Source organism: Glutamicibacter sp. BW80 (assembly GCF_002332385.1).
In the GTDB taxonomy this organism is placed as follows: Bacteria; Actinomycetota; Actinomycetes; order Actinomycetales; family Micrococcaceae; genus Glutamicibacter.
In genome coordinates this window covers 31,055-56,835 of sequence record NZ_NRGV01000046.1, presented here as the reverse complement: position 1 = coordinate 56,835, position 25,781 = coordinate 31,055, and the positions used below count along the sequence as shown (strand labels likewise).

Genomic DNA, 25,781 nt, shown 5'->3' with positions numbered 1-25,781 from the left:
TTCTTCGTAGATGTACGACCGAAATTGAAGACGGGGATTTATCAAATATCAGCAAGAGCAACGCTGAGTAGGCCTGTTTTATAGATCGTTATGCATGCGTAAAACTCCGTGGGCAAATTCAGATTCGATGGAGAATCCAAAAGGGAAGCGAGTTTCAAGAATTCGCTGGTTGGTCGTTATTCCATGAAAGTTGCGCACCATCATGGTTTCGTTTCACCAAGTTGCGAGGACTCCAGAAGTGGCGAAAAGTCCGATGCTCTGAGTGCCGCGGCCCCTTTGACTCGCTGTCGCGCCCGCAATCAGGGATTGCCGTCGGTGGGAAACGGATCTACCAGCAGATCGGTTCGGCGGGGAGGACCTCCGGTGACTGGATTTTCCTGAATCCACGGTTTCTCCACAACTGGTAGCCAGGCAACACGCGTTGAACCCGTGCGCCCGCATGATGAATGACAAGTCATGAGTCCTATATGAAAGTTTCGTCATGAAAAACAAACACCAAGTTCTCGGTGCGCAAGGCGAACAAGCCGCCGCCGACTACCTCACCGCACAGGGTTATACGATCCTTGATCGCAATTGGCGCTGCAAATCCGGGGAGCTCGATCTGGTGGCGGCAGACGCCGACGGGTTTGTGCTGGCAGTCGAAGTGAAAACCCGAAGCTCGATACGCTATGGCACCGGCTTCGAGGCGATTACTCCGAGGAAATATCGTCGCCTGCAACGATTGCTGATCCAATGGAGCCAAGCCCGCCAACGCTACATCGGCACCTTGCGGATCGACATCGTGGAGGTCTACCCCAAGGCCGCGGGATTCAGCTGCGAACATCACCAGCAGGTGCGGGCATGAGCGTGGCACGCACCTGTGCGGTCGCGCTGCACGGGGTGCAACCCGCGCTGATCGATGTCGAGGCGGACCTTGGCAACGGCATTCCTGGATTCCTGATTCTGGGCCTGCCGGATGCCTCCCTGAACGAGGCCCGCGAACGAATCAAAGCCGCCGCCCGAAACAGCGGAATTCCCCTGGCCAACCGGAAGCTCACGGTGAATCTCAGCCCGGCGACGCTGCCGAAATTCGGCTCGGGCTTCGACTTGGCGATCGTCATCGCGGCCTTGGCCGCGGACAACCAGCTGTCCGTGCCAGCACGGACGATCTTCTTAGCCGAGCTGGCCCTGGACGGTACCTTGCGGCCGGTGGCCGGGGTGCTGCCCACCGTACGGTTTGCGCTCGGCGCTGGCTACACTCATGTGGTGGTGAGTGCCGCTAACGCCCAGGAGGCAGCGCTCGTCCCCGGTATGCGGGTTACCGGGGCGGAGCATCTCGGGGAAGTGCTGGAATTTTGCGGGGCACCGGTGGAAAGCATTCGCACCTACCTTCGGCATCGGCGCCAACCCGCCGAACAAGTGCCCGCGGCCGATGAGCCGGCCCAAGATCTATGCCTGGTCCACGGCCAGCTCGAAGCCAAGCTGGCCTTGGAAATCGCGGCCGCGGGCGGTCACCATCTGATCATGGTGGGACCGGCCGGAGCGGGCAAGACGATGCTGGCGCGCTGCCTGCCGGGCATCCTCCCGCCGCTCGATGACCCCGACTCGCTCGAAGCGACGGCGATCCATTCGATTACCCGCGGCGGTCAAGGCGGCATCAAGCAACTTCAACGAACGCCTCCCTTCGTCGCGCCACACCATACCGCCTCGGCGTCGGCATTGCTCGGCGGCGGAAGCAGAGCCATTCGCCCCGGTGCGATCACCCGGGCGCATGCCGGAATATTGTTCCTCGACGAAGCCACCGAATTTCAAGCCGGTGTGCTCGATGCGCTGCGCCAACCGGTCGAGGAAGGGCGGATCAACCTCGCCCGAGCCAGCGGACATCAACAATTGCCTGCGCGTTTCCAACTGATCTTGGCCGCCAACCCGTGTCCTTGCGGACGCAACTTTGGAACCGGCACCGCGTGCACCTGCACCCCCAACGCCAGGAGGCGCTACTTCTCCAAGCTTTCCGGACCCCTGCTGGACCGCATCGACCTGCAGGTTCGCATGAACGCGGTCACCGGCCAGCAGCTGCTCGGGCGGGATGTCGGCGAAGCCAGCGCACAGGTCCGCGAGCGAGTTCTCCAGGCCCGCGCGCGGGCCACCGAAAGACTCAAGCCTTGGGGACTGAATTGCAACGCACGCCTATCGGCCAAGGTCTTGCGCCGAGAACTTCACTACCCGCAGGCCACGCGGCGGGCGCTGGAACTCATCTCGGAGCAGGCGGATCTTTCGGCCCGCGGCATGGACCGCATGCTGCGTGTCGCGTGGACCATAGCCGACCAGCAAGAACACCAAGAGCCGACGGTGGACGATCTGGACGCCGCACTGCATTTTCGGCAAAACCTCGAGCCCCGATAGGAGATCGGTCATGCATTGTTCCTACACTCCCGAGCAGTTGTGCCTCGCAGAACTCAACACGCTAATTGAGCCCAACGATTACGCCTGCAATGGACTGCTGCAACTGATGAGCCCGGCCGAACTCGTGCGGCTCATTCGCCGCGAAGACCATGTACCTGGCGGGCTGGCAGCTGCCTTGGCCGAGGTGCTGGGGCAGGGTGCATCGGGAAGCCGGACGATGAGCCTGCCGGTGGCGCTCACCCGCTGGCGCAAACGCCTGGGCTTCAGCAACCCGTTGGACGCACTCGACCGCATCTCTGCGCTCAACGGCGGATTACTCACGCCGACCGATGCAGCCTGGCCGGCCCAGCTCGATGAGCTCGGCCTGGGCAAGCCCCTGTGCCTATGGTGGCGCACCAGGCGTCCGCAGCTACTGGCCGTGCAGGAGGCGCAGCGCTGCATTTCGATTGTCGGCTCACGAGACTCCAGCGACTATGGACACCAGATCACCTACGAGCTGGCACGCAAATTGGCCCTGCGCGGATTTACCATTGTCTCGGGTGGCGCCTACGGAATCGACGCCAGCGCCCACCGAGCGGCGCTCTCGGCCGTGGATCTGGAGGCGCCAAGCTATCCGACGATCACGATTCTGGCCGGGGGAGCGGATAAGCCCTATCCGGCGGGAAACGAGACGTTGCTCGGGCAGATCATCGACACCGGGTTGCTGCTCTCCGAGGTGCCTCCGGGGACCGCGCCCACTCGCTTCAGATTCCTCAATCGCAACAGATTAATCGCCGCGATCAGCAGGCTTACGCTAGTTACGGAGGCTCGGCACCGGTCCGGGGCGCTGAACACCGCCAGTCACGCGGTGGACCTGGGGCGGGATGTCGCCGCGGTTCCGGGCAGTGTCTATTCACCAAATTCGGCCGGCACCCACCGACTGCTCGCCGCCGGTACCGCAGCCCTGGTGACCAGCGCGGCAGATGTGCTGGAGCTGATCGGTGTTCCATCCGAGCCAACTCCACCGGCGCCAGAAACCGTGGACGTCCAGGACGCGCGGCCGACCGACGGGCTGAGCAAGCCGCAATCAATGATCTACGACGTGATGAATTTTGTGCAGGGAAACGTGCCGGATGAAATTTCGGCCCTGAGTGGCATTCCGATTCTGGACACCCTGCGTGCGCTGAGCGCCTTGGAACGGCTCGGAAAGGTCGAGTCCAATGGGGCGCGCTGGCGGTTGGTGCGCCGCGGATCCGTTTCGGCGAAGAACGCGGTAAATTGAAGGAGATGAAGCCCGAACCTGCCAGCCCCGCACCTCTACAGATCCCGGCGGCCATTGCCGAGCCGATCGCCGACTATCTGGATTATCTTCGCCTGGAACGCGGCCGGAGCGAGAATACCTTGCGTGCCTATGGCGTTGACCTTCGCCTCGTCGCTGGCCATCTGGCCGGAAATTGCAAGGTCCGGCAGTTGGACGAGGTGAGCGTGGAGATGCTCCGCGAATGGTTGGCTCAGCTGCACGAGGCCCAAATTTCCCGCACCACCATCGCCCGGCGTATCTCGTCGGTGAAAAATTTTTTTGCCTGGGCGCTCAAACACCGAATTGTCGCCAAGGATCCGGCGCTTCGGTTGGTGGCCCCGAAGAAGGAGCAGCGCCTGCCGCATGTGTTGCAGTCCGGGCAGATCGACCGGTTGCTCTCCCGGCCAGCGCCCGTGCCGCCCGCAGAATCTTCGGACATCCCGAAGACCAAGGCCGACAGGCATGCGGAACAAAAACGCCAGGCGATCGCAGCCCGAGATCGGGTGATCGCGGATTTGCTCTACGCCTCGGGGCTGCGCATCAGCGAGCTGGTGTCCCTGGACATTGCAGACATTGATTTTGAACGGCGCACCTTGCGGGTGACAGGTAAGGGCAATAAGGAACGCGTGGTGCCCTTCGGCAAGCCTGCAGAGCGCGTCATCGAACCTTGGCTGAAAAACCACCGCCGCGTCTTGGCATTGCCCGAAGCCGAAGGCGCATTGCTGGTCGGAGCCCGCGGGGCTAGGCTCAATGTGCGCCAGGCCCGCCAGGTAATCGCGCTGGCTCTTGAATCGTTGGGGGACACCTCGGCGAGCGGACCGCACGCGTTGCGGCACACCGTGGCAACGCATTTGCTCGACGGCGGAGCAGATCTGCGTGCCGTGCAAGAGTTCTTGGGGCACTCATCTTTGGCAACCACGCAGCTATATACCCACGTATCGGTGGAGCGCCTGCGGCAGAGTTACCGGCAAGCGCACCCGCGTGCCTGATGATTTGGGTGAAATCTAGGAGAAGTTCCCGGTACAGCTGGCGAAAGCGCGACAGTTCGGGCAAAATGGTACTTGTCGGTAGGAATTGCACTTCGACGAAGTTGACGTAGGGGAAGACGATCAACATCGTAACGGAGGATGGCATGTCTGCACCGATGACCAGAGGCGTGATCTTTATTCACTCGGCCTCTGCCGCGTTATGCCCACATCTGGAGTGGGCCATAGAGGCGGTGCTGGGTGGACCGGTCAAGATGGACTGGACCGACCAGCACGTAGCGCCTGGACTTCGTCGCGCCGAAATTAGCTGGACCGGCCCACAGGGTACCGGGGCCACGCTCGCCTCTTCCATGCGTGGTTGGCAGCATCTGCGATTCGAAATCACCGAAGAACCAAGTGAAGGCTGCGATGGCAGCCGCTGGTCTTTCACCCCGGATCTGGGAATCTTCCACGCAACCGTCGACGTCTCGGGCAACATTATGGTCGGCGAAGAGCGCATCCGTTGGGCCTACGAAAAGGGCGACGGGAACGCGGCCGTCTTCTTCCAGGAGATGTCCATTGCCCTCGGTGAAGCCTGGGACGAAGAACTTGAACCTTTCCGCCACGCAGGTGAAGATATCCCTGTTCGATGGCTCAACCAGGTGGTATAACAACTGGTTAATAAGTCTCCGGGAGACTGTCTGCGTCTTCCCGAGTAAATCCCCGGTGGTGCGGGGTGTTACCGCAATACAAACGGGATCCCGATGTGAATCGGGATCCCGTTTGCCGGCGGTGGTTCGTTAGCGCACCACGTCGTACACGTTCTTCTGGATGCCATTGGAATACACGGCCGAATCGATGAGCTCCAATTTCTGCGCCGGCAGCGAGGCCTCACTGAACAGCCGCTTGCCCGCGCCGAGCAGCACCGGGAAGACCAGCAGGTGGTACCGGTCGACCAGCTGATGCTCCTGGAGGGAATGGAGCAACGTCGCGGACCCGTGCACAATCAGCGGTCCACCATCCCCGGCACGAAGCCGCGCGACCTCGGCGGCAGACCGCAAGATCTGCGTCTGGCCCCAGTTGTCCACTAAATCATGATCGTGCAGTGTCGTAGACACCACGTATTTGGGCATCGCGTTGTACTTCGGGAAATCCTCGGTCAAATCCGGCCAGACGGCGCTGAAGGATTGGTAACTGACCCGGCCCAGCAGCATGGCTTCGGCTTCATCTTGTTCGGCTCCCTTCACCTCATAGGCCGCGGGGTCGAAATCGACGCTGGACATGGTCCACCCGGTGTTCCGGTACCCCGGTTCGCCGCCCGGGGCCTCCATGACTCCGTCCGCCGAAACAAACGCTGTTGCGATGAGCTTGCGCATGGCAGTTCCCTTCTCCCTAGGTTGCCGATACCGCCGAGCCTAACAACGCTGGGGGTGGCGAACAATAGTTCTGCCCCGCCAACCGATGGTTAAAACACCGGTGGCGGGGTGCCTCTAGAGAACTAGAGGCGCCCCGCCACCGAATCAAGCGGTAACTAGACGCTGCGGATTGCCACCACGGCGTTGTGCCCGCCGAAGCCGAAGGAGTTATTCAGCGCCACAATGCTGCCCTCTGCCGGAAGCATTGCCGGCTGGCCGGTGACGACCTTCAACGGGATCTCCGGATCCTGGTTGTCCAGGTTGATCGTGACCGGAGCCTTGCGGTTGTAGATCGCCAAGGTGGTCAGCACCGATTCGACGGCGCCGGAGGCGCCGAGCAGGTGGCCCATCTGCGACTTGGTGGCCGAGACCCAGACATCATCCAGGTGATCGCCCAGCGCGGCCTTCAGCGCGGTGTACTCCGGCTTGTCGCCCACCGGGGTGGAGGTCGCATGCGCGTTGACGTGGACGACGTCCTCGGGCTGGATGAGGCCATCGAACATGGCCGCCTTCAGCGCACGAGTCGCACCCAGACCCTGCGGATCCGGCGCGGTGATGTGGTGCGCGTCGGAGGTGACCGAGGTACCGGCCAGTTCGGCGTAGATGCGTGCGCCACGTGCCAGTGCATGCTCTTCGGCCTCCAGCACCAGTGCTCCGGCGCCTTCGCCCATGACAAAGCCATTGCGGTCGATGTCGTAGGGGCGCGAGGCGCCCTGCGGGTTGTCGTTGCTGCGCGAAAGCGCCTGCATCGAGGAGAACGCGGCGATCGGCATCGGGTGGATCGCGGCTTCCGCACCGCCGACCATGACGATATCGGCCTTGCCCGAGCGGATCAGCTCCAGCCCCACGTGCATGGCCTCGGTGCCCGAAGCGCAGGCGGAGACCGGAGTGTGCGCGCCGGCTTCGGCGCCCAAGTCCAGTGACACGGCAGCTGCCGGGCCGTTTGGCATGAGCATCGGCACGGTCATCGGCAGCACGCGGCGTGGGCCTTTTTCGCGCAGGGTGTCCCAGGCGTCCAGCAGGGTCCAGACCCCGCCGATGCCGGTGGCGAAGGCGACGGCCAGCTTATTGCGGTCGAATTCTTCGATCCCCGAGTCCTTCCACGCTTCGCGCGAGGCAACCACGGCGAACTGAGTGGATGGATCCATGCGCTTGGCTTCCACGCGGGAAAGCACATCGGTGGCCGGGACCGAGGCGCGCGCTGCGAAGGTGACGGGCAGGTTGTATTCCTCCACCCAGGAATCGGTCAGGGTGGCGGCGCCGGAGACGCCCTTGAGGGCGTTCTCCCAAAGGGTGGGGACGTCCCCACCGATGGGGGTTGTGGCTCCGAGACCGGTGATCACTACTTTGCGCGCCATCATCAAACTCTCTACTGGGCGGTGTAAAAATATTGGGGGCCGGCTTCACGTACCGGCCCGTGCGTGCGGCTTTCCCGCACGACGGATTGCCGCACCGCTACGGGTGGGCGGTAATGCTTAGGCCTGTGCGGCGGCGATGAAGCTCACTGCGTCGCCAACGGTCTTCAGGTTCTTGACTTCCTCGTCCGGGATCTTGACCTCGAACTTGTCCTCTGCCTCAACGACGATGGTCATCATCGAGATCGAGTCGATGTCCAGGTCTTCGGTGAAGGACTTGTCCAGCTGCACGTCGGCAACGTCCAGGCCGGTCTCGGCGTTCACGATTTCGGCGAGGCCCGCCAGGATTTCTTCGTTGCTAGCCATCAGGTGGCTCCTTTTCTCGTAGTGCCGGAATATTCCGGTCATTGTGTGTGGCGCAGTTCCCCGTGCGGGGCACTGTCCGGCTTAGTGAAAATTTTACTGGTTCCCACCAGGCGGTGTTCGCCTTCGGGTTAAAGCTTAGGGCAGGAGTACTACCTGAGCGCCGAAGACAAGCCCGGCGCCGAAACCAATCTGCAAGGCGAGCTTGCCCGAAACCTCAGGGTGCTCGCGGCGCATGCGGTCCATGGCCATCGGAATCGAGGCCGCGGAGGTATTGCCGTTTTCGGCGATATCGCGGGCCACCACCACCGATTCGGGAAGTTTCAGCTGCTTGACCATCTCGTCGATGATGCGCATATTCGCCTGATGCGGGATGAACGCGGCCAGATCCTCGGCTTCGATCCCGGCCTCGTGCAAGGCCTTGCGGGCCATCTTCGCCATTTCCCACACCGCCCAGCGGAAGACCGTCTGGCCGTCCTGGCGCAGCGTCGGCCACGGGTTGGCGTGTTCCTCCAGCGGTTCGTCCACGGCGCTTTCCAGCAGCTCGTTTTCGCTGCCGAGCACCGATTCGCGCAATGCCAGCTGCGAGTGGGTCATGCTGATCGCATTCCACTTCGAACCGTCCGAACCCCACACCGACGGGGAGATCCCCGGAACCTCGGAGGCGCCGATCACCACGGCGCCTGCGCCGTCGCCGAGCAGGAATGAGATGGTGCGTTCGGAATTGTCGATGTAATCCGAGAGCTTCTCCACGCCGACCACCAGCACGTGCTGGGCCAGCCCGGCACGCACCAGCGCGTCGGCCTGAGCCACCGCGTAGCAGTAGCCGGCGCAGGCGGCAGAAATGTCATAGGCCGGGGCCGGGGTGGCGCCCAAGCGTTCGGTCAGCGCGGAGGCGGCCGACGGGGTGGCATGCGGGAAGGTGACCGTGGCGACGATGACCGTATCCAGCTGCTCGGCGGTAATTCCGGCGTCTTCCAAAGCGCGGCGGGAGGCGGCTTCGGCCATATCCAGCACCGAGGTGTTCGCATCCGCGCGGTGGCGGGTGATGATGCCGGTGCGCTGGCGGATCCACTCGTCCGAGGAGTCGATCCATTGGCAGATGTCGTCGTTGGTCACCACGACATCCGGGCGGAAGGATCCGGTGCCCAGGATGCGGCTGTAGGCGTTGGTGGCCGGAGTTTTCAGTTGCACGCTCATGATTGCGGAAAGCTGCCCGTCTGCTAGTTGGCGGTGTGCTCGGCGACGAAGTCGCGGGCCGCGCCCAGGTCTTCGGGAGTTTTCAGCGCGAGGGTTTTCACGCCCTTCAGTCCGCGGCGGGCGAGGCCCACCAGGGTGCCTGCGGGGGAGAGCTCCAGCAGGCCGGTGACGCCCTGGGCTGCGAGGGTCTCCATGCACAGGTCCCAGCGGACCGGGCGGGAGACCTGGGCTACCAGCGAGCCGAGGTTCGCCTCGCCGCTGGCCACCGGGGCACCGTCGAAGTTCGAGAGCAGTAGCTGTGCCGGGGCCTGCGGGGTCAGCGTTTTGGACAGTTCTTCGAGCACGCCCACAGCGGGGGCCATATGACTGGTGTGGAATGCGCCGGCGACCTTCAAGGGGATCACGCGGGCCTTCGCCGGCGGGTTGGCCACCAGCGTTTCCAGCTGCTCCAGGGTGCCGGCGGCGACTGTCTGTCCGCCGCCATTGGCGTTGGCCGGGGTCAAGCCCAGTTCGTCAAGCTTGGCGAGCACCTCTTCGGGGTCTCCGCCGAGCACCGCTGCCATGCCGGTAGGGGTGGCGGCCGCGGCTTCGGCCATCGCATTGGCGCGGGTGCGGACGAAGCTCATCGCATCGTTTTCGCCCAGCGCACCGGCCAGGGCCGAGGCGGTGATTTCGCCGACCGAGTGTCCGGCGAGGACGGCGCCGGCGGGCAGCTGCGCACCGAACAGTGCGCGCGCGGTCACCAGTCCGGCGGCGACGATCAGCGGTTGGGCGACGGCGGTGTCCTTGATGGTCTCTTCATCCGAGACGGTGCCGTGGGCGATGAGATCGCGTCCGGTGATCTCGCTCAGGGCCGACAGATGGTCGCGAACGCCATCCACTTCGAGCCAGTCGGTGAGGAAACCTGGGGTCTGGGAGCCCTGTCCGGGGCAAACGATTGCTAGCACTCTTACAGCTTTCCAAATAGTTGCGGCTTCACGCGCGGTATTTCGGTACCAAGCTCGTGGTGGCTCTTTGTAGGAACTCTACAAAAGCTTATCGTACGCCGAGCATGAAAACCCATGTAATGCGCTTGTGTTGCGCCGGTTGAACTGTGCGGTCTCCATAAAAACCGGGGTGCGGCTAGTTCGCCTCGGCGAGCCGGCCGACCACCAGCGCGGTTTGCAGCACAAATGCGTCGCGGGGCACCAGCGGATCCCAGCCGGTCACCTCGGAGACGCGCTTGAGCCGATAGCGCACGGTGTTCGCGTGCACGAACAGCGCCCGGGCGGTCCCCTCCAGGGAGTGCCCCAGGGAAAGATAGCTGGAGAGCGTTTCGAGCAGGCCGTTGCCGGCATGGAGCAGGGGCAGGTAGACGCGCTCGATCAGCGCGGTCCGCGCCATCGGGTCGCCGTTGAAGACGCGCTCGGGCCACAGGTCATCGGCGCCCACCGGCGCGGGCGCCTGCGGCCAGGCCTTGGCCGCGGCATAGCCGGCCACCGCGGCACTGGCGGCGGTGTGCATATCCTTCACCGTGGCGGCCACCGGAGAGTAGACGAGCGGGCCCGGTCCGAAGAACCTGGCGAAGCGCGAGAGGTCGGCTTCCTCGAATTTGGTATCCGAGAGCATCAGGATCGCCCGCTCGCCGAGCACCCCCACCAGCGAGTCGCTGGAATAGCGCAGCGCCATCCGGCGCAGCGCGGCGACGAAGGTCACCGAGTTCGAGCCCGGGGTGGTGCCCACCATGATGCGGATGTTCTTCTGCGACTTCCAGCCGATGGCCGCGATGCGCGAGGACAGCGAATCCTGGGATTCTCCGTGCAGCACCGCGTCCACCACGTGGGCTTCGAGGCGCGAGTCCCAGGCGCCGCGGGTTTCGGCGGCCCGGGCGTATACGTCGGCGGCGGCGAAGGCGACCTCACGCGAGTAGCGCAGTACCGCCTCGCGCAGCTGGGCCTGTTCGTTCTCCGCGGCGATATCGGGCACCTGGGATTCGACGACCTCCACGATGGTGCGCAGCAGCGCCAGCGCTTTCTGCAGCGAGATGGAGCGGGTCAGCTCGGTGGGGGCGGCGCCGAAGACGTCGTTCATCACCCAGGCCGGGGTGGATTCGGGTTCCTCGTACCAGGAGACGAAGGTGGAGATGCCCTTCTGCGCGACCAGCCCGAGGGCGGCGCGTTCAGCCGGTTCCAGCGAGCGGTACCAAGGCAGGGATTGGTCCAGGTATTTCAGCGCCGTGGTGGAAAGCACCCCGAGGTGGCTTTTGAGCCGGCGGATGGTTTCCGGCGTCGGTTTGGGCAAACGCACGGCGCGCGAGCGCACGCTCGATGTGGGTTCGACCTGAGGACTCATAATTCACAGCATACGGAAGTTTTCCGGTACTCGCTCGTAGGTTTGCCCCGCCGCGAAGCGAATATGAGGTTAATAACCGCAAGGGCACGAAGGCAGTTGAACTGCCTTCGTGCCCTTGCCGTCTCGGCTTGGCCTAGCTCGAGGCTAGGAGTCGCCGCCCGCGTTGCCGGAGGTTCCGGCGTTCGGGTTGTTCAGGTCGTACTTGGCGTGCGCCTTCACCGCGGTGTCCGCCGGGATCTCGCCGCGTTCTGCCAGCGAGGCCAGGGTCTTGACCACCAGGGTGTGCGAGTCGATCTTGAAGAAACGACGCGCCGCGGCACGGGTGTCGGAGAAGCCGAAGCCGTCCGCGCCCAGGGTGTGGAATTCACCCGGGACGTAGGGGCGGATCTGCTCCGGCACCGCACGCATGTAGTCGGTGGTGGCGATAACCGGACCGGTGGTGGACTCGAGCTTCGAGGTCACAAACGGCACCGGACGGGCCGAAGCCGGATCGGTGAGCACCTTGTCGTCGGCGATCTGGCCGTCGCGCGCCAACTCGTTCCAGGAGGTCACCGACCAGACATCGGCCGAGACACCCCACTCATCGGCGAGGATCTGCTGGGCTTCCACGGCCCAGGCAAGCGCCACGCCGGAGGCCAGCAGCTGGGCGCGCGGCCCGTCGGTGGTCGCTTCCTTCAGCAGGTAGATGCCCTTGACGATGCCCTCGACGTCCACATTCTCCGGCTCGGCAGGCTGGGAGATCGGCTCGTTGTACACGGTGAGGTAGTACATCACGTTTGGATCTTCGTGCTTCCCGCCGTACATCCGGTCCAGGCCCGAGCGCATGATGTGCCCGATCTCGTAGCCGAAGGCCGGATCGTAGGTGACCACTGCCGGGTTGGTTGCGGCAAGCAGCGGCGAGTGGCCGTCGGCGTGCTGCAGGCCCTCGCCGGTCAGCGTGGTGCGCCCTGCGGTGGCGCCGATGATGAAGCCACGGGTCATCTGGTCCGCGGCCGCCCAGAAGGCGTCGCCGGTGCGCTGGAAACCGAACATCGAGTAGAACACGTAGATCGGGATCAGCGGCGCGTCGTGCGTGGAGTAGCTGGTGCCCGCGGCGGTGAAGGCCGCGACTGCGCCGGCCTCGTTGATGCCCGGGTGGATCAGCTGTCCGGCAGGGGATTCCTTGTAAGCCAGCACCAGATCGCGGTCCACGGACAGGTAGTTCTGCCCGGCCGGGTTGTAGATCTTGGCGGTCGGGAAGAAGGAGTCCATGCCGAAGGTGCGCGACTCATCGGGCACGATCGGCACGATGCGGTGGCCGAAGTCCTTATCGCGCATCAGGTCCTTGAGCAGGCGCACGAAGGCCATGGTGGTGGCCGCCTGCTGCTTGCCCGAACCGCGCTTGGCGAAGGCGTAGGATTTGTCCCCGGGCAGGGAGATCGGCGTGCTGGTCTCCTTGCGGCGGGTTGGCACCGCGCCGCCGAGTTCCGCACGGCGTTCCATCATGTATTTGTACTCCGCGGAGTCAACACCTGGGTGGTAGTACGGCGGCAGGTACGGATCGGCTTCGAGCTGCTCGTCGGTGATCGGGATGCGCAGGTGATCGCGGAAGCCCTTGAGGTCTTCCAGGGTCAGCTTCTTCATCTGGTGGGTCGCGTTGCGCGCCTCGAAGTGCGTGCCCAGGCCGTAGCCCTTCACGGTCTTGGCCAGGATGACCGTTGGCTTGCCCTTGAACTCGGTGGCTGCCTTATAGGCCGCGTAGACCTTGTGGTAGTCGTGGCCGCCGCGCTTGAGGTTCCAGATCTCGTCGTCGGTGTACTCGGAGACCAGTTCCTTGGTCTCCGGGCGCTGGCCGAAGAAGTGCTCGCGCACGAATGCGCCGGACTCCGCCTTGTAGGTCTGGTAGTCGCCATCCGGGGTCTGGTTCATGACGTCGACCAGTGCGCCGTCCGGATCGGCTTCGAGCAGGGCATCCCACTCGCGGCCCCAGACGACCTTGATGACGTTCCAGCCGGCACCGCGGAAGAAGGCCTCGAGTTCCTGCATGATCTTGCCGTTGCCGCGCACCGGACCGTCGAGGCGCTGCAGATTGCAGTTGACCACGAAGGTGAGGTTATCCAGCTTTTCATTGGCTGCCAGCTGGAGGAATCCGCGCGACTCCGGCTCGTCCATTTCGCCGTCGCCCAGGTAGGCCCAGACGTGCTGGTCGGAGGTGTCCTTGATGCCGCGGTTGTGGATGTAGCGGTTCAGCTGCGCCTGGTAGATGGCGTTTGCCGGGCCCAGACCCATCGACACGGTTGGGAACTGCCAGAAGTCCGGCATCGAACGCGGGTGCGGGTAGGAAGGCAGCGCGTGGCCTTCCTTGGACTTCTCCTGGCGGAATCCGTCCATGTCCTCTTCGCCCAGTCGTCCTTCGAGGAAGGCGCGGGCATACATGCCCGGGGAGGCGTGGCCCTGGAAGAAGACCTGGTCTCCGCCGCCGGCGTGGTCCTTGCCGCGGAAGAAGTGGTTGAAGCCGACCTCGTAGAGGGTGGCCGCACCGGCATAGGTGGAGATGTGTCCGCCGACGCCGATGTCAGGGTGCTGGCCGCGGTGCACCATGATCGCTGCGTTCCAGCGCATGAATGCGCGGAAGCGGCGTTCCACGGACTCGTCGCCCGGGAATTCTGGTTCCTGGTCCACCGGAATGGTGTTCACATAGTCGGTGGTGGTCACGTGTGGGACACCGACAGACTTCGCGCCGGCACGCTGCAGCAGCGAGCGGATGATGAACTGGGCACGTTCGGTGCCCTGCGCCTCGACGAGCGAGTCGAATGAGTCCAACCATTCCTGAGTTTCCTCAGGATCCCGATCGGATAGCTGGTAAGTCAAACCACTACGGATCTGGGAGATGTGTTCCTCTACAGCCACGGAAGCTCCTTGATTGAATTGCGGCTCCGTCGATCTGGTCTAAGTTTTGGACCGTTCAACGGGTTGGGACTTTGAGACAGGCACACTTGAGTGACGTGAGCATCTCGTTTCAACCCATACTCTAGTTCTTATGGGGAAGTGAAAAGTACACGTTTTTGACCCAAAAACGGCTTATATCTGACTTATTGAGTGACATGTGCAACTCAGTACAGGAGCTATGTGGGCAATGGTCGTGTAAGAATGATGTTAGTCACAATGCATCGAGGTAGAATTACCGGCGTGTTACGTCGTTAGCGCTTGAATGGGACAGCAAAAGAGTGTTTTGTTGTTAGTAACGCTTTGTAGCAGCAGGAGGAAATGAAGTGAGCGACGCCGTATCGGCAAACCTGGAACCCGCTAAGATTATGGGTTTCAAAGATGAAGACCTTATTCAGGAACTGGGCTATGACGAAGACGTGGACTTCGATCTTCGCGATGCTATCGAGGACCTGACCGGTTCAGAATTGCTCACCGAAGACGACCACGACGTAGTCGATTCAGTCATTTTCTGGTGGCGCGACGGCGATGGTGACTTAGTCGACGCCCTAATGGATTCATTGGATTGCCTTGATGAAGGTGGCATTGTTTGGCTGCTAACCCCTAAGCAGGGTCGGGCCGGACATGTGTCCCCAACCCAGATTCAACAGGATGCTCCCACCGCGGGGCTTCATGTAACTACAACCGAGGGTGTCTCCGAGGATTGGTCCGCCATCCGCCTGGCACCACGCAAGAAGAACTAATGATCGAAACAGGTTCACGCCTGTTCGATTTCTCGCTGGAAAATCAGTACGGCGAAACGATCACCAGCACCCAGCTCGCTTCGGGCCGGGTGCTGGTGGTTTTTTATCCGTGGGCATTTTCCCGCGTCTGTGGATCCGAACTGGCAGAAATCCAAGAACACCACCAAACGTTCCTCGATCGGCAGGTGCGAGTGGTGGCAATCTCGGTGGATCACAAGTTTGCGCTGCGCACCTACGCCGAGCAGCTTGGAATCGAATTCGACCTGCTCGCCGACTTCTGGCCCCATGGGGCGGTTGCCCGGCTGGCTGGAGCCTTTGACGAAGAAAAGGGCGTGGCAACACGCCTGACTCTCTATCTGGTGAACGGCGTCGTGCAAGATGTGATGACCAGCTCGATGACCGAACCGCGCCGTCTGGAAAGCTACTTCGAGGCGGTCAAGAGGTCGCGGTGACGTTGCTCGCCGGCTTCCCTCGATTTGCACGGTGAGGAAAATGCCGGTAAATTTATCTCTCGTTGGCTTGGATAAACGCAAGACAGCATAGAGATTTGGGCCTTTAGCTCAGCTGGTAGAGCGTCACGTTTACACCGTGAATGTCATCGGTTCGATCCCGGTAGGGCCCACCAAAATTTCATAGTTCAAAACGGCATTTAACCGATTTTGAAAACACGATTCAGCGGCTCGCCCCTCAGGGTGGGTCGCTGTTTTCATGCAGCAAGATCGTAGAGCATATGTTGGCAGTGTTAGTCCTGGTGCTCATGTGTTTTGGGTGACTTCCGCACCCCCTTTTGGCACTTAACCCTTGATTGCCTGCAGTAGATCATCGAGAGGTTCGGCAGAAGTGATGACGAAGCCCAAGATCCCTCGACTGCCAATCCAAAGAACCATCTAGACGTTGTCGATTAATTCCTCAGCGATGTGCGTCATCAGGGTTCGAAAGTAGACACGGCGTTCCACAAAGACATCAACACCCGACCAAGTTGTTGATCAGAATCGACTTGTAGGGTCCTGCGGTGTCGTGGCGCAACCCAAAGTAATGCATATCGTTTGAATGGCACGGGGTTCACCGGAGAGTGTTGATTTCATAGAACGAGGATCTTCAGCGGACGGCTGTTCTCCGTGGACGGTACGGATGCCGGGGAAAGGCGATCGTGATCGGTGTCCTGCTGCCGAAAGCGCCTGTGAGCCGGAGGGCATTGGAATAGGAATGCGCTCAGCGTGGTTACTGCTTAAAGCGACGAAATTCCGTTTTGCGAAGAAAATACTGCAAAAATTCTAACTTTAGGAAACGATTTGCCTGTTCCGTTGAGCATTCTTGATCTTGCCTCCATCTCTGACGGCTCCACAGCTCGCGAGGGGATCGCCGCTTCGATGAAGACCGCCCGGCTGGCAGATGAACTTGGGTACCATCGGCTGTGGTTTGCCGAACATCACAACACCTCAAGTCTTGCCTCGAGCGCCACGGCGTTGCTCATCTCGCAGGCGGCCTCGGTCACCGAGAGGATTCGAGTGGGCTCTGGTGGCGTGATGCTGCCCAACCACTCTCCGCTGATGGTCGCTGAGCAGTATGGAACCTTGGCTAACATGCACGGTGATCGGATCGATCTGGGTCTTGGCCGCGCACCAGGAACAGACGGTATGACCGCGCAGGCGCTCAGTCGTTCCTCGGCTGATCCGCAAGAGTTTGCGCGGAGCATTTATGACCTGCAGGGCTGGTTCGGGGAAACCGGCACGGCCCACAGCATGCCGATCGTCTCTGCGGTGTCAGCCGGCATGAACGTGCCGATTTGGGTGCTTGGCTCCACGGTTAATGGTGCCTCTATTGCCGGTCAGTTGGGTCTGCCATTTTCGATCGCCTCGCACTTCGCTCCGGAACAAGTTGACCACGCGCTGAAAGTCTACCGAGAGGCATTCAATCCGCAGTCGGTGACGGCTCAGATTGAAAAGCCCTACGTGATGGCTGGCATCAACGTGATGGTCGCGGACACCGATGAGGAAGCGGCGCGAGAATTCACGGTGATAGAGCAGATGTTCCAAGATATTCAGCACGGACAATCGCGCAAGCTGCAGCCTCCGGTGGACCCAGCGACGCTGGCAAGCCACGGCGCCATGAGAAACCCGATGCTGAAGATCAAGGCGGTGGGCGCTGCCTCGACGGTGAAAGCTGAGCTGGATGCGTTTGTGCAGCGAACCGGTGCGGATGAACTCATTACGACGACCTACGCCTTCGATCCAGCTGTGCGTGATCGTTCCCTGCAGCTCCTTGCGCAGGCCTGGTTTTAACGCTTCCAGTCGTGGCGCAATCTGGGTGAGCTTGGACCGAGCCGTGAAGTGGGAGACGCACGTCACGCCCTGCTGATTTGCGCGGATAGGGAATCGCAAGTAAAGTTATTCTCTGTTGGCGCGAAGGAGATTCTTCGTTCAGCAATGGTCAGGGCCTTTAGCTCAGCTGGTAGAGCGTCACGTTTACACCGTGAATGTCATCGGTTCGATCCCGGTAGGGCCCACCAAGCGAAACCCGCTTCATCTAGTCTAATCAGGCTGGATGAAGCGGGTTTTCTCGTATTTGATTGCGAAACGGGACGATCCGGCCTGACCAGACTGCCATAGCCACGGCATGCGAATGCCCAGACTGGTCGAATAAGGGCCCGACAACGAAAACCATTGGGCCTGTATGGTGCATTGAGCCCGGCGGAAAGAAGCCAACTTTCGGGAGACTGGCGATTGCTCGGGCCATAGTTGCGCTGCATCTGGCTGCCCAGAAGGTGGGGCGGTAGTGCACGCACATTTACTTCGCCCGAAAATTTGGCCAGTTGAGGCTTTGCCGATTAGCCATGCGATTTATCCACGAGGCAAGTCCCAGTTGGGCAGGCACAGAGCGCACGGGTGCGCCCGGGCTATCTCCATAGATTAAAACGAGGGAGCTCGATATGAGGCCGCATTGCTCGCCATGCCCGGAGCATCCAAGTACGGGCCCGGGCCCACGCGAGGCACCGGCCCGGAGGCGTACCTGAGCGATTTCAAGCCAGAGCGTGTTCGTAGGCCCAGGCCGCGGCCGCGGTGCGCGATGGCACCTGGATCTTGGTGAAGATATTGCTCAGGTGCCGCGCAACTGTCTTTTCGCTCAGATAGAGTTCCTGGGCAATCTGCCGGTTGCTGTGCCCGGCGGACACCAACTGCAGCACTTGGACCTCGCGAGCGGTCAGCCCGCCCGGAGCGGGTTCGGCGTGGCCGACCGCCTGCAGCAGCGACTGGGCCGCGGCGCCTTGCGGAGTGGCGCCCAACTGCTCGAAGGTGGCCGTGGCGGCCTGCATCTCCGCATGAAAGCTGCGGGTGTCGCCGACCGCGAGCAGGGAGCGGGCCAACAGGACCCGGGAGCGAGCGCAGAGATAGGGTGCGCGGATCTGCCCGAAGTCCTGCACCGCCTTGCGAGCATAGGGCAGAGCTCCGTGGGCATCGTCCTTGGAGAGCTCCAGATCGGCGTGGGCATAGGCGGCCGCGGCCAGGGTGATCAGGCAACCGGTGGCATCGGCCTGTCCGTCCAGCTCGCTCAGCAACCGCTCCGCCGCGTCCCGGGTGCCCAGTCGCAGCTCGATCTCGATGCCGGCCGGCAGGAGCGCGAGGCGTTGGGCGGGCAATTGGCGCTCATCCAGGCACCGGCGGATGGCGGCCAGGGCAGCTTCGGTTGAGCCATTGGCCAACCACAGCAGTGCTAGTCCCGGCTGCGGGTCGCAGCCATACTCCGCCGCAGCCTGGTAGGCCTCATCGGAGGCGCTGAAATCACCTTGGATGCGCAGCAGATCCCCGCGTTCGCGCTGCGCAACCCCTGCGGAATAGGGCTGGGAGCGGAGCTCGAAACGTTGGCAAGAGGTGGTGAACTCGTCGATGGCCGCACCCCAGGAACCGCGCAAGGCCAGGATCTGCCCGGTGTGCAGCGAGCATTCCCCGCCGAAAGCGGTAATCTGCGGGCGCTCCGCCCGCCAGCTGGCCAGTGCCTCGGTCCATTGGGATACCCGGTCGATGGCGCCGATTTCCTGGCAGGCTTCGATGGCGGCGCACCAGACAAGACCGGTGGGTATGGCCTCGCATTCCCCGGCCAGGACCAGGGCCATGGCCTCGTCGAGCATGTCGAGGCCGGCCGGCACCCGCCCGGCGTAGATGCTTGAGCGGCCGCTGGCAACCAGGGCCAGCGCCTGCAGGTCCGCGTTGTGGTGAATGCGTCCGAGCCGCAGGATTTCGGCGGCTTGTTGCGTCACGACGGCAAATCCGCCGCTCAGCAGCGCTTGATGCAGCTGCAGCACCCCGTGGTACCCGGCGGCCACCTCAAGCGCTGGTGGTAAGCCGTCGGCGGCGGATCCATGCTCGGCCAGCAGGGAGCGCGAGCGAGCCAACCAGCCATTAAACAGCGCGGGCTGTCCGCTGGTGCCATAGACCATGGTGATCCTGAAGGCCGCCTGCAATGCCTGCGCCGGTTGATGCTGCTCGCCGAACTTCACGAATGCCTGGTGCAGCAGGTCAAGACCGCGGGCGGATTCGCCGGTCAAATGGGCGTGCGTGCCTCGGGCCATCAGCTGCTCGGGCTGCAGATCCTGATGCTCCGGTTGGTGCGCTGGGTCAGATTCGGGATTATCCATGGGCGTAGCCTCACTTGCGAGGCTACGCCCATGGAATTTGCTATGCAATCATCCGCTCGGTGTCCGCGGCCTTGCGCGGGCTCGATGCGCGGGGGATGATCTGCCGTGCGACGTAGGCGGCATCGCGCCCCACCCCGAAGAGGTTCATCGAAGCCTCCGAGTGCTGGAAGGCCAGTCCGCAGAAGTACAGCCCCGGCACATCCTGGGCGACGCCGCGGTATTCGCGCGGCCAGCCGGATTCATCGAGCACCGGCAATTTCAGCCAGGAGTAGTCGTGGCGGAAGCCGGTGGCCCAAATGACGTTGTCCACCTCCAGCACGGTGCCGTCGGCAAGCACCGGCTGGCCGTTGCGAACCCCGGTGACTCGCTGCTCGTGCCATTTCACGCCCTTGGCGGCCAGATCCGCGCGCTTCACCCGGAGCCGCGGCGCCCCGTGCTCCAGAACCTCGAGGCGCTTGCGCCGGCCGAAGGGGGTGCTGCGCGTTTCCAGATAGGTGTGGGCGAACATCACCAGCGGAACGACCAGGTGGATCAGCGGGCTGCCCCAGGGCACCGGGACCTCACCGGTGTCGCGCCCGCTCAACATCGTCGGGTGCCGCTGGGCAACTTCCCAAGCGATATCGCAGCCCGAGTGCGAGGCGCCGACCACCAGCACCGGGCCGGGCTTGAGCTGTCCCGGGCGGCGGTATTCGCTGGAGTGCAATTGCAGGATCTGTTCGTCGAGCTCATCGGCCAGCTGCGGGATGGCCGGCAGCTGGCCGAAGGGGCTGGTGGCGATCACTACCTGCTGGGCGTGGATTTCTCCCGCAGCGGTTTGTGCCACGAACCGCTGCCCGTGCCCGGTGAGCGAGCTGACCCGCGCCCGGCAGAGCACCGGCAGCTCGAAGCTGGCCGCATAGTGCTCCAGGAAGTCGGCCAGTTCGTCCTTGCTGGCAAAGCCGCGGGGTTCGCCGGGGAACTTCATCCCGGGCAGATGGTTGACCCGATTGGTGGTATACAAGCGCAGCGTATCGTACTGGTGGCGCCACTGGTCGCCGATCCGTTCCCCGGCTTCCAGCACGAGGCAGTCTCCGCCGCGTTCCTTGAGCTGCTGGGCCGCGGAGAGCCCGGCCTGGCCGGCGCCGATGACCAGTGTGTCGACGTTGCGCACCGGCTGGGTGGGTGTTGATTTTTCCTGCTTGTGGTTGGACATGACATCCTCCATGCGAGCCATGGAAATCAGCGAAGACTTCGCTGGTTTACGGTGCCGGGAAGCCCCCGAACCGATCATGGATTTCACCTTACGCAGCCAGCGGCCAGGTCCGCGTCGGGCGATTCACGCAACTTCGCGACGCGGGCTCATGGGTAAAAATACCCATGGCCGCGGCATCGTGAATGGTGCTTGTGCACGCCGGCGTGGGAAACTGGAGGCATGAGTGCTCCCGAAGAAAACGTATGGCTCGCCGCGGTGCGCGCCAATCCCGACCATGCCCAGAACTATGCTCAGCGGTGGCGGAAAATTGTCGCCGAGGGCAACGATATCTTCGGTGAAGCCCGAACGATTGATGCCATGGCCGAGCGGGGGAGCCGGATACTCGATGCCGGCTGCGGTACCGGTCGCATCGGCGGCTGGCTTGCCGAGCGCGGACACCAAGTAGTCGGCGTCGATCTGGATGAGCACCTCATCTCGGTGGCCCGCGAGGACTACCCGGCAGCGCAGTGGCACGCCGGAAACCTTGCCACGTTCACGTTGGACGACGAGTCCGGCGCGGCCCAAGAATTCGACCTCATCGTCTGTGCCGGAAATGTCCTGACCTTCCTTGCCCAGACTGAGCGGCTGCCTGCGTTGCAACGGCTGCGCGGGCATTTGGCGTCGGAAGGCCGGCTCGTTGTCGGCTTCGGTTCCGGGCGGGGCTACGATTTCGCCGAGTTCGAAGCGGATGCCGCGCAGGCCGGACTCGAGCTGCAGCAGCGCTACTCCAGCTGGAATATGCATCGGGCGGCCGACGACTTCCTGGTCGCCGTGCTTGGACGCAGCGCATAGTTGTGTCTTAGCGTTTGGCTTGCAGCCGCCACAACGAGGTGACTTCCCGCGAGCGTGCCGCGTGCAGAACGTCCGAGTGGTCCTTGGCCCGGGCGTGGGTTGGTGAGGTGTCGAGCCGGTCGATGATCTCCAGGCCCGCATGATCGATGGCTTCCAGCAACAGCTCACGGGTGCGCAGGCCGAGCAGCTCGGCGAGGTCCGAGATGATCAACCAGCCCTCGCCATCCGCGGTCAGGTGTTCGGGCAATCCGCGCAGGAACTGCAGCAGCATTTTGCTTCCCGGATCGTAGACCGCCGCGTCCAGCGAGCTTGGCGCGCTCCCGGGCAGCCACGGCGGATTGCAGATCACCAAGGGGGCCTTGCCCGCGGGGAACATGCTGGTCAGCTCGGCTCGCGCAGCGTCTTGGAGGCCCAAGCGCGCAAAATTATCGTTCGCGCAATCCACCGCGCGCTGATGGATGTCCGTGCCGAGCACGCTTTTCATCCCGCGGGCCACCAGCACGGCGGCCAGCACCCCGGTGCCGGTGCCGATGTCGAAGGCCAGCTCCTTGGTATTGAGCGGCGCCTTGGCCACCAGATCAACATACTCGTGGCGGGTGGGCAGGAAGGTGCCGTAGTGGGGGTGGATCTTGGCTCCCAGTGCGGGAACGTCAACCCCGTTGAGGAACCACTGGTAGGCGCCGAGCATGCCGGTCAGTTCCTGCAGGCTGACTACCGCGTGGCCCGAAGCGGGCTGCGCCTGCTGCGCGTAGCCAAAGGCCACCGCGGCACCGACCAGCGGGGCCCGGGACAGCGGCAGCGTCGCGGTGCCTCCGGGGGTGTCGAAATTCAGCGGAACCAGGAGCAGGGACATCATCCGTGAGCGCTGGGCGCGGGATTGCCGGATGGCATAGAACTTCTCGGCGTCGGTCAGCTGCTTGCGGGAGGCCTTGCCAGTCTTGGCCAGGCGGCGATCGATGGCCGCGAGCAGCTGCTTGGCATTGTGGAAGTCGCCGAGCCACAGCATTGCGGTGCCCCGGGCGGCGTATCTCATGGCCGCATCCGCGGTGAGCCGATCGTCGACGACAACTAGATCCTTGGGCGCCGAGCGCGCATTAGCCGACCACCAAGTGGCCGTGGTGCGCACACTCTGGTGTTCCCAGGAGATCAATTGATCGGCAGCATTGGGTGCGTGAGAGATAAGAATCCACCTCGTCGTTTCGTGGTGCTCACCCGATTGGCAACCGCGCACGAGCAGAACTGCTGCGAAGTTCGATAGTTCCAATGATACCGAGGAAACCGGGCCGGCGTGCTCCGATCGCCGGCTTGCCGCCGTTGACGAAGATCACCGTGCGCGAAGCGGACCTGCGCCCAGAACGCGCTGGCTGTGCATATGTTCCGCTGCATTTTCACTAGGTCAAAACCGTCTCTGAGGGCCTGTGACCTGTGTGTTCCAGGGGGTTCGGGAAAACCTGGTTGGCCGGCGCCGGGCTTTGCGGAAATGGTCTCTTCACTATCGGGTGGGCGAGTGCTATCTTTAACTTTGTAATGCAAAGTGCTTTCCACCGCGAACTACTTTGTGGATTGCGCGGACGGCTCGGCGAGGGAGAGGTAACGCCATGGACAACAAGAATGGGCATGAGGTGGATCCGGCCCGGATCCTGCAGGGCATCGAGGTCGACGCGCGGCAAACACGCGAGGCCCTGAGCCCGGATCAGCGCTTGCTCTTTTCGCTCTGGGGGACCGGGTGGGTTATCGCCTTCCTGGCGATCTTCTTCACGTTCGCACCGCTCGGCGCACCGTTGCTGCCCAGGTTGCTCGGGGTCGGTATCGCGGTGATCGCCTTCGTGCTTGCCATCGTATTCTCGGCCGTTCACTCGGCCAAGCGCGCGGTGGGCACCAAGGGTCCTTCGATGGTCGAAGGCGCGATCTACGGAAATACCTTCACCCTGGGCATGATCTTCGCCGGACTGCTCGGGTGGCGCCTGCATGCCTCGGGGCTCGACGCCATGGGCTTGCTGGCCTTCTCGCTGGCGGCCCTGTGCCTGGTGGTCGGTGTGCTGGTGGTCGCCGGATCGCTGATCTGGAATGATCGGACCCAATTGATCTTCGGCGCGTGGATTCTTCTCGTCGGGCTCATCTCGCTGGCGGTGCCAGCCCCCTATAACCTCTTGGCCGGTGTGCTCGGCGGACTTGGGCTGATCGCCCTGGGGCTGCTGCATGGAGCTCGGCCCGCATTGGTTTCGGGCGAGGTGGTTCGCGGTGGGCATGCAAGAGCTTGACCCGGTGATCCATGCGCAGGCAAGACTGCGCACCATCACCGTGCTCGATGCCCTGCGCGCAGGCGACAGCATGTCCTTCCCCAAACTCCAGGGGCTGCTGGGAATGACCTCGGGGAACTTGGCGACGCACCTGCGCAAGCTGGAGGACAGCCAGTACGTGAGCGTGGAGAAGATCCTCGAGGGGCGATCGCCGGTCACCTACATTGCGCTCACGAGCAAGGGCCGCGCGGCCTTCGAAAACTACAAGCAGCAGCTTCGTGCACTGCTGGCAACAACGCCTTAGCGGAACTGTCAGCCAACGCCAAGGTTCCGGACAGTTCGCACTAGGCCTTGGCAGGTAGCGTCGGAAAAGTAAGTTGTTCGATCAATTGATAGGAGAACATCCAATGGGTTTGGGCGATAAGTTCAAAAACAAGGCGCAGGAAGCCTCCGGCAAGGTCAAAGAGTCCGTAGGCGACGCAACCAACAATGAGAACCTGCAAGCTGAAGGTGTCAAAGACCAGGCAGCTGCCAAGGCCAAGCAGGCTGGCGAAGCCGTGAAGGACGCCGCCAAGGATGTCCGCGACGATCTGAACAAGTAAACGATTTTTGGCCAACGGCACTCATCGATTATTCGATGGGTGCCGTTGGCGCGTCCGGGGTCCAATGCGATTGCGGCGGCGTTCCTAGCGAGCCGCTGCGGCCTCGCGAAGGGCCCTGGCCACCGGCAGCGAGCTGTCTTCTTCCTCGGCCAGCAGCCGAGCGATGCGCGAGGCGTTGGCGGCGTAGTGGTCCGTGGACAGCGTCTGATCTATGGCGGAAGCCAGCCGGTCGACGCTCAGATCCTTGTACTTCACCGGCTCCACGCCCGCGCCTAGCGCGTGTACCCGGGCGGCCCAGAAGGGCTGGTCGGTGAAAATTGGCACCGCGATCGTGGGGACTCCGGCGCGCAAGCCTGCGGCCGTCGTGCCTGCCCCGGCATGGTGGATCACCGCGGCCATCTGCGGGAACAGCCACTGGTGCGGGGCAGCTCCGATCCCGAGAATGCCCGGCTCGCTGATTTCTGGGGCACCCTGCAAGATCGCCCGCCGGCCGCTGCGACGCGCCACGTCGAGCATGAACTCCGGATCCAGCGCCTCGGTACTGCCGAAGCCGATGAAGATCGGAGCCGGGCCCTCGGCGAGGAAGTCGGCCAGCGCGGAAGGTGGCGTCCAAGCTTCATCGCTTGCCGGCCACCAATACCCGCAGTTGCTCAAGCCCGAGCGCCAGTCCGCGGGGCGCGGGACGATCGATGAGCTGAAGCCATGCAATACCGGGGCGTTGGCACGCCTGCGTTGGCGTTCGCCGGAGGCCCGGGTGCGTTTGGGCAGTCCGAGGGCGGCGCGGATCCGTGCCAGCGGGGCGTCGTACGGTGCTTTGCCGGAGCCGATGAGGGAACCCAAGGCCTTGTTTCCCAGGGCGCCGAAGCTGCGTGCGGTGCCTAGGACCATCGGCGCATAGGCCGCGCTGGGCTCGTTGGGCTGTAGATGAGCGCCGATCACCGGGATGCCGAAGGCTTCGGCGACATCATAGGCGTAGGGGGCGACCGAATTTGCGATGATCACATCCGCGCCCTGTTCGGCCGCTTCGAGCGTGCCGGTGGCCGCCGAGTCGAAATAGGTCCCGAGCTCGCGCATGTACCAGGACAATTGGCTGGCGCTCGGTTTGGCCCCCGGGGCGGCGGGGCTGACTAGCGCACTCATGTCACCGGGCAGCTCGTGATAGTTGCATCCGGCCGCGGTGATCAGCGGTGCATGCGCGGCGTTGGCGGCAATGGACACCGCAAAGCCGTGCTCCTGCAGTTTTTTGCCCAGCCCGGCCATCGGAGCCACGTCGCCCCGAGTGCCTGGGGTCACCATGAGTACACGCATTTTTCTGCCTCGATACT

23 protein-coding genes and 2 tRNA genes are annotated in these 25,781 nt (G+C 63.1%); 14 read left to right on the top strand and 11 right to left on the bottom strand.

Going from position 1 to position 25,781, the window contains the following annotated elements:
- The first annotated feature begins 481 nt into the window (after positions 1–481).
- The 5 genes from CIK76_RS12730 (at position 482) to CIK76_RS12710 (ending at position 5,297) form a co-directional block, all read left to right on the top strand.
- Complete coding sequence (locus tag CIK76_RS12730; RefSeq protein WP_096287031.1) at positions 482–844, top strand: YraN family protein; 363 nt, start codon at positions 482–484, stop codon at positions 842–844.
- The gene (locus CIK76_RS12725; protein ID WP_096287029.1) at positions 841–2,382 is read left to right on the top strand and encodes a YifB family Mg chelatase-like AAA ATPase; all 1,542 of its coding nucleotides are present in this window, start codon (positions 841–843) and stop codon (positions 2,380–2,382) included. Before CIK76_RS12730 ends, CIK76_RS12725 begins: the two co-directional genes overlap by 4 nt.
- Positions 2,383–2,392: 10 nt before the next feature.
- A complete protein-coding gene (gene dprA, locus CIK76_RS12720; RefSeq protein WP_096287027.1) occupies positions 2,393–3,643 on the top strand; it encodes a DNA-processing protein DprA in 1,251 nt (416 codons plus the stop codon).
- Between the two features lie 5 nt (positions 3,644–3,648).
- Positions 3,649–4,650 (top strand): tyrosine recombinase XerC, encoded by a 1,002-nt coding sequence (locus CIK76_RS12715; RefSeq protein ID WP_096287025.1) that lies wholly within the window; start codon positions 3,649–3,651, stop codon positions 4,648–4,650.
- A 143-nt stretch (positions 4,651–4,793) separates the two neighbouring features.
- Positions 4,794–5,297: a DUF3145 domain-containing protein gene (locus CIK76_RS12710; RefSeq protein WP_096287023.1), complete on the top strand. Its 504-nt coding sequence runs from the start codon at positions 4,794–4,796 to the stop codon at positions 5,295–5,297.
- A gap of 129 nt (positions 5,298–5,426) precedes the next feature.
- Here the strand turns inward: CIK76_RS12710 and CIK76_RS12705 are convergent, their stop codons facing one another.
- The 7 genes from CIK76_RS12705 to aceE form a co-directional block, all read right to left on the bottom strand.
- On the bottom strand, positions 5,427–6,002 hold the full coding sequence (locus CIK76_RS12705; RefSeq protein WP_096287021.1) for a dihydrofolate reductase family protein: 576 nt from the start codon (positions 6,000–6,002) through the stop codon (positions 5,427–5,429).
- 155 nt (positions 6,003–6,157) lie between these two features.
- Positions 6,158–7,399: a beta-ketoacyl-[acyl-carrier-protein] synthase II gene (locus tag CIK76_RS12700; protein ID WP_096287061.1), complete on the bottom strand. Its 1,242-nt coding sequence runs from the start codon at positions 7,397–7,399 to the stop codon at positions 6,158–6,160.
- Between the two features lie 117 nt (positions 7,400–7,516).
- Positions 7,517–7,762, bottom strand: a complete 246-nt coding sequence (locus CIK76_RS12695) for an acyl carrier protein (protein ID WP_096287019.1) — start codon at positions 7,760–7,762, stop codon at positions 7,517–7,519.
- 135 nt (positions 7,763–7,897) lie between these two features.
- A complete protein-coding gene (locus CIK76_RS12690; RefSeq protein ID WP_096287017.1) occupies positions 7,898–8,959 on the bottom strand; it encodes a beta-ketoacyl-ACP synthase III in 1,062 nt (353 codons plus the stop codon).
- Between the two features lie 23 nt (positions 8,960–8,982).
- Entirely contained in the window at positions 8,983–9,906 is a 924-nt protein-coding gene (locus tag CIK76_RS12685; protein ID WP_096287015.1) for an ACP S-malonyltransferase, read from the bottom strand.
- A gap of 175 nt (positions 9,907–10,081) precedes the next feature.
- On the bottom strand, positions 10,082–11,290 hold the full coding sequence (locus tag CIK76_RS12680) for a helix-turn-helix domain-containing protein (RefSeq protein WP_096287013.1): 1,209 nt from the start codon (positions 11,288–11,290) through the stop codon (positions 10,082–10,084).
- 144 nt (positions 11,291–11,434) lie between these two features.
- Positions 11,435–14,179: a pyruvate dehydrogenase (acetyl-transferring), homodimeric type gene (gene aceE, locus CIK76_RS12675; protein ID WP_096287011.1), complete on the bottom strand. Its 2,745-nt coding sequence runs from the start codon at positions 14,177–14,179 to the stop codon at positions 11,435–11,437.
- Between the two features lie 404 nt (positions 14,180–14,583).
- On the opposite strand from aceE, the gene CIK76_RS12670 reads away from it, so the two are divergent.
- The 5 genes from CIK76_RS12670 (at position 14,584) to CIK76_RS12650 (ending at position 17,467) form a co-directional block, all read left to right on the top strand.
- Entirely contained in the window at positions 14,584–14,958 is a 375-nt protein-coding gene (locus CIK76_RS12670; protein WP_096287059.1) for a DUF3052 domain-containing protein, read from the top strand.
- A complete protein-coding gene (locus CIK76_RS12665; RefSeq protein ID WP_096287009.1) occupies positions 14,958–15,410 on the top strand; it encodes a redoxin domain-containing protein in 453 nt (150 codons plus the stop codon). Before CIK76_RS12670 ends, CIK76_RS12665 begins: the two co-directional genes overlap by 1 nt.
- Positions 15,411–15,507: 97 nt before the next feature.
- Positions 15,508–15,583 (top strand) — tRNA-Val (locus tag CIK76_RS12660).
- A 667-nt stretch (positions 15,584–16,250) separates the two neighbouring features.
- Positions 16,251–17,240 (top strand): LLM class flavin-dependent oxidoreductase, encoded by a 990-nt coding sequence (locus CIK76_RS12655; RefSeq protein WP_096287007.1) that lies wholly within the window; start codon positions 16,251–16,253, stop codon positions 17,238–17,240.
- A 151-nt stretch (positions 17,241–17,391) separates the two neighbouring features.
- Positions 17,392–17,467 (top strand) — tRNA-Val (locus CIK76_RS12650).
- A gap of 510 nt (positions 17,468–17,977) precedes the next feature.
- Here the strand turns inward: CIK76_RS12650 and CIK76_RS12645 are convergent.
- Positions 17,978–19,591: a helix-turn-helix transcriptional regulator gene (locus CIK76_RS12645; protein WP_096287005.1), complete on the bottom strand. Its 1,614-nt coding sequence runs from the start codon at positions 19,589–19,591 to the stop codon at positions 17,978–17,980.
- 40 nt (positions 19,592–19,631) lie between these two features.
- Positions 19,632–20,861 carry an NAD(P)/FAD-dependent oxidoreductase gene (locus CIK76_RS12640; protein WP_255248457.1) on the bottom strand — a complete coding sequence of 410 codons (1,230 nt, stop codon included), beginning with the start codon at positions 20,859–20,861 and terminating at the stop codon, positions 19,632–19,634.
- Between the two features lie 141 nt (positions 20,862–21,002).
- On the opposite strand from CIK76_RS12640, the gene CIK76_RS12635 reads away from it, so the two are divergent.
- On the top strand, positions 21,003–21,614 hold the full coding sequence (locus tag CIK76_RS12635; protein WP_096287003.1) for a class I SAM-dependent methyltransferase: 612 nt from the start codon (positions 21,003–21,005) through the stop codon (positions 21,612–21,614).
- Between the two features lie 7 nt (positions 21,615–21,621).
- Here the strand turns inward: CIK76_RS12635 and CIK76_RS12630 are convergent, their stop codons facing one another.
- The gene (locus tag CIK76_RS12630) at positions 21,622–22,740 is read right to left on the bottom strand and encodes a methyltransferase (RefSeq protein ID WP_308727236.1); all 1,119 of its coding nucleotides are present in this window, start codon (positions 22,738–22,740) and stop codon (positions 21,622–21,624) included.
- A gap of 472 nt (positions 22,741–23,212) precedes the next feature.
- Here CIK76_RS12630 and CIK76_RS12625 point away from each other — a divergent pair, with 472 nt between their 5' ends.
- The 3 genes from CIK76_RS12625 (at position 23,213) to CIK76_RS12615 (ending at position 24,456) form a co-directional block, all read left to right on the top strand.
- Positions 23,213–23,875: a hypothetical protein gene (locus CIK76_RS12625; protein ID WP_096287001.1), complete on the top strand. Its 663-nt coding sequence runs from the start codon at positions 23,213–23,215 to the stop codon at positions 23,873–23,875.
- A complete protein-coding gene (locus tag CIK76_RS12620) occupies positions 23,862–24,158 on the top strand; it encodes a transcriptional regulator (protein ID WP_096287053.1) in 297 nt (98 codons plus the stop codon). The genes CIK76_RS12625 and CIK76_RS12620 overlap by 14 nt, the downstream gene beginning before the upstream one ends.
- 103 nt (positions 24,159–24,261) lie before the next feature.
- Complete coding sequence (locus tag CIK76_RS12615) at positions 24,262–24,456, top strand: CsbD family protein (RefSeq protein ID WP_096286999.1); 195 nt, start codon at positions 24,262–24,264, stop codon at positions 24,454–24,456.
- A gap of 84 nt (positions 24,457–24,540) precedes the next feature.
- Here the strand turns inward: CIK76_RS12615 and CIK76_RS12610 are convergent, their stop codons facing one another.
- Positions 24,541–25,764 (bottom strand): glycosyltransferase, encoded by a 1,224-nt coding sequence (locus CIK76_RS12610; RefSeq protein WP_096286996.1) that lies wholly within the window; start codon positions 25,762–25,764, stop codon positions 24,541–24,543.
- Between the last annotated feature and the right edge of the window lie 17 nt (positions 25,765–25,781).